Annotated in this window: 4 protein-coding genes; all 4 read left to right on the top strand. The window is 55.2% G+C overall.

Annotated elements, in window-relative coordinates; all coding sequences use genetic code 11:
* The coding region (locus tag RHOFW104R8_RS11100) for a glycosyltransferase (RefSeq protein ID WP_082823602.1) at positions 1-1,172 on the top strand (1,172 nt) is incomplete at its 5' end.
* Between the two features lie 13 nt (positions 1,173-1,185).
* Positions 1,186-1,980, top strand: a complete 795-nt coding sequence (locus RHOFW104R8_RS11095) for an ABC transporter permease (RefSeq protein ID WP_068098922.1) — start codon at positions 1,186-1,188, stop codon at positions 1,978-1,980.
* The gene (locus tag RHOFW104R8_RS11090; protein ID WP_068094700.1) at positions 1,977-3,203 is read left to right on the top strand and encodes an ABC transporter ATP-binding protein; all 1,227 of its coding nucleotides are present in this window, start codon (positions 1,977-1,979) and stop codon (positions 3,201-3,203) included. The genes RHOFW104R8_RS11095 and RHOFW104R8_RS11090 overlap by 4 nt, the downstream gene beginning before the upstream one ends.
* A partial coding sequence (locus RHOFW104R8_RS11085; protein ID WP_153023048.1) for an FkbM family methyltransferase occupies positions 3,200-4,090 on the top strand: 891 nt, incomplete at its 3' end. The genes RHOFW104R8_RS11090 and RHOFW104R8_RS11085, both read left to right, overlap by 4 nt.

Here is a 4,090-nt window from a genome sequence, read left to right as displayed (position 1 = left end):
CTAGTGACAAGTATGGCAAAGCCGTTGGCGTGAATGTTTTTGCCTATGTACGCGGCCAGTTCGGATTGGCCGAAAGCGCGCGTCTCTACGCGCGGGCTTTGCTGGCCGAAGGTTATCCGGTGGCAATCTATGACATTCCCATCGATTTGCCACATGGAATGGATGACACTAGCCTCGACCCGCATATCGGCGAGGAGACGCCTTACGGTGTCAACCTAATTTTCGTCAATCCGGACTATCTGGACGAGGCCATCGCAATCATCGGTCGCAAACGCTTGGGTGATCGTTACATGATCGCTTGCTGGTTCTGGGAGCTGGAGGTGTTTCCAGAGGAGTGGTTGTCAGCACTGCGGAGGGTGGACGAGGTCATGGTTTCCACCCGTTTCATCGAAGCGGCGGTCAAGCGTATTACCGAAAAGCCGGTTTGGCATGCCCCATTGCCAGTCAGCGAGGCGCATGACAGCGGGTTGATGCGTTCGGACTTCGGTTTGGACGATGATGTTTTCGTCTTTCTGAGTAGCTTCGATTTCAACTCTTTCTTGGTCAGGAAAAATCCGCTCGCCGTTATCGAAGCGTTTCAGTCGGCCTTTGCTGTTGGTCGGCGCGATGTCAGGTTGCTGATCAAATCGAGCAATGGCCATCGGCACCCCGCAAAATTGCAGGAATTACTGAATGCGGCAGCTGCTGACCGTCGCATCATCATCCGTGATGAGGTGATCGATCGCAGTGACGTGCAAGCGCTGCAGCGTTGCGTCGATGCGTACATTTCACTGCATCGGGCTGAAGGTTTCGGGCTGGGGCTTGCCGAGTGCATGCGTTTGGGCAAGCCCGTGATCGCCACGGCATGGTCGGGCAACATGGAGTTCATGACTTCGGACAACAGTTGTCTAGTGGACTACCAGTTGGTACCGGTAGGTGAAGGTGAGTATCTTCATCACACAGGGCAGCGATGGGCTGAGCCCAGTGTTGCGCATGCTGCCGGTCTGATGCGCAAGGTGGTCGAGGATGGTAATTTTGCTAAGAGGATCGGGGCGCAGGCTGCGCTGGATATCCGTGACAGGTTTTCACCACATGCAACGGCACAGCGGATAATTCTCCGGTTGGAGGCGTTGTCGTTACATTCAGGTGCGGCCGTCAAAACGGGCATCGTTTCGGCAATTGGCACTACCTAAGGGAACGAGCTGCATGAAAGAGATTTTCGCGGCGATCTGGAGTTATCGTCATTTCATCGTGTCGTCGATCAAAAACGATCTTCGCTCGCGGTTCGCGCGGAGCAAGCTGGGTGCCCTGTGGATGATTTTGCAGCCGTTGGCACAGGTTGCCATTTACGCTTTGGTACTGTCGCGCATCATGGCGGCCAAACTGCCGGGCATCGACAACCGTTATGCGTATGTGATTTACCTGATGGCCGGCATGATTGCCTGGTCGCTGTTTGCCGAAGTGGTAACTCGGTCGCTGACCATATTTGTTGACAACGGCAATTTGATGAAGAAAATGGCATTCCCGCGTGTCTGCCTACCCATTATCATTGCCGGATCTTCTCTGGTGAATAACTTGTTGTTGCTCGTAACGGCAGTGGGCGTATTTGTGCTGATTGGCCATTCGCCGAGTATGGCGATGTTGTGGCTTCCACTTCTGATCGGTATAAATTTGGCATTTGCTCTCGGTCTTGGTCTTATCCTTGGTGTACTCAATGTGTTTGTCAGAGATGTCGCTCAGTTCATGATGGTGGTATTGCAGCTACTGTTCTGGCTGACCCCGATCGTCTACATGCCGAGTATTATTCCGGATCGCTTGCGTGCCCTGCTGGAATTCAATCCGATGGCGCACATGGTCATTGCCTTCCAAGACGTTCTTCTCTACGGGCGTGCACCCAGCATCACCGGGTTGGCCGTCATTGCAGCAACAGCGACAGTCCTGCTGCTGTTTTCATTGATTTTGTTCAGGCGTTCGGCGCCGGAAATGGTGGATGTGCTGTGAGTGAACCACTGCTTGCTGTGCGCGGACTTGGCAAGGCCTTTCGCGATTATGGATCGGAGTGGCGTCGATTCGCTTCATGGCTTGGGGTTCGCACGCGCGCCAAAACAGAAACCTGGGTCCTCCGCGGAATCTCATTCAACGTCGCGCGTGGCGAATCCATCGGCATCGTCGGTCAGAATGGCGCCGGAAAGAGCACTCTGCTCAAACTGATAACGGGCACACTCAGGGGAACCGAAGGTGCCGTTGCGGTGAATGGTCGAATAGCAGCCATTCTCGAGTTGGGCATGGGCTTCAGCCCAGATTTGAGCGGCCGCTCCAATGTCCATCACACTGCCGGGCTCATGGGATTCTCCCGGGCGGAGATTGATGGCGCCATGTTGGCCATCGAAGAGTTTGCCGAGATTGGCGAATATTTCGACGAGCCAGTGCGCACTTATTCGAGTGGCATGCAGATGCGCGTTGCTTTTGCAGTGGCAACGGCGTTCCGTCCAGACATTCTCATCGTAGACGAGGCACTGTCCGTGGGCGATGCCTATTTCCAGCACAAATGCTTTAAACGGATACGCGAGTTCCGCGAGCAGGGTACGAGCCTGCTGATCGTTTCCCACGACAGCAGTGCGGTGCAAACCTTGTGTGATCGCGCGCTGCTCCTGGAGAACGGCGCGCTTGTAAAAGATGGCGATCCGGCGGAAGTTATGGATCTATACAATGCGCTGATCGCGGAACGCGAGAATAGTACGATCACGATTTCAAATCACGTCAGCGGCCGCGTGCAGACCGTTTCAGGTAGTGGTGAAGCCTCGATTGAAAGTATCGCGCTCCTCAACGCTGCTGACGAGTCGGTGGAGTTTGTTGATGTTGGTCAGTCCGTGACCCTGCTTGTTCGAGTGATTGTGCGAGAAGACATCCCGCGACTGGTGCTCGGTTACATGATCAAGGATCGTTTGGGGCAGCCGGTTTTCGGCACTAACACGCATCATACGAAGCAGGCCTTGGAAAACGTACGGGCGGGGCAACGCATTGAGTTCCGTATCAGCTTCCCGATGAATTTTGGGCAGGGGAGCTACTCGGTTTCGACTGCGTTGGTCAGCACGGACACCCATCTCGTCAATAACTACGAATGGAGGGACCTTGCGCTGGTCTTCAATGTTTCAAACATGTCGCGCCCTGTATTCGTGGGATCGGCGTGGGTTCCCCCACAGATCGAGGTTGGGAGTCCATGAGCTTTATCTCCTACGCTCAGAATTACGAAGACGTGATGCTCATTCGCGCACTGCGGGGGGTCAAGCACGGCTTCTACATCGATGTTGGTGCGCAGGATCCAGTTGACGATTCAGTGACCAAGGCGTTTTATGAAATGGGTTGGCGCGGTATCAACATTGAGCCGGTCACGCACTGGTTTCAGCGACTGGTTGCCGATCGCCCGCATGACATCAATCTGCAGTTGGCCGTGTCCGATAGTCCTGGCAAGTTGCACTTGTTCGAGGTGATCGATAGCGGGCTTTCAACAACCGATCGCGATTTTGCAAAACGACATGCGAAGGCCGGACACCAGATCCGCGAGTCGGATGTGAAATGCGTGACCTTGGACGAGGTCTGCAGAACCCACCAGATTGGTGAAATTCACTTTCTCAAGATCGATTGCGAGGGAGGCGAGGCAGCGGCGTTGCGCGGTCTTTCGCTGGAGCGCACACGCCCGTGGGTGATACTGCTCGAGGCTACCGAACCCAATAGTCAGACGCCTGCATATATGGAATGGGAGTCACTGCTCACAGGACGTGGTTATCACTTCGTCTATGAGGATGGCCTCAACCGATTTTACGTAGCAGACGAGCACGCCGAATTGGACCAGGCGCTTTCCCGCCCGCCGAATGTCTTTGATTATTTCGTGCGCGCTTCCGAGGCCATGGCGCGCAGCCAATTGCAGGCGGCGCAAGACGATCTTTTGGCGATGCGCGACGCGCAACGCGTGGTACGGGCCGAATCGGATTGTGAGCAGTTACGTGCCAGTGTCGAATACCTGCACAACGAGAACGAGCGCCGGGAGGCAGCCTTGATCGAGCATCGACGGCTGCTGGACGAGGCGGCGGAACGTGAGGCACAGAGCGTG

It is taken from the genome of Rhodanobacter sp. FW104-R8, from assembly GCF_001617365.1.
Classification (GTDB): Bacteria; Pseudomonadota; Gammaproteobacteria; order Xanthomonadales; family Rhodanobacteraceae; genus Rhodanobacter.
The sequence above is the reverse complement of the archived record's forward strand: the minus strand, read 5'-3'. Positions and strand labels throughout refer to the sequence as shown.

Bases quoted from the DNA above. Each gene is read 5' to 3' on its own strand.
- RHOFW104R8_RS11095 (WP_068098922.1), top strand. From the start codon at position 1,186: ATGAAAGAGATTTTCGCGGCGATCTGGAGTTATCGTCATTTCATCGTG.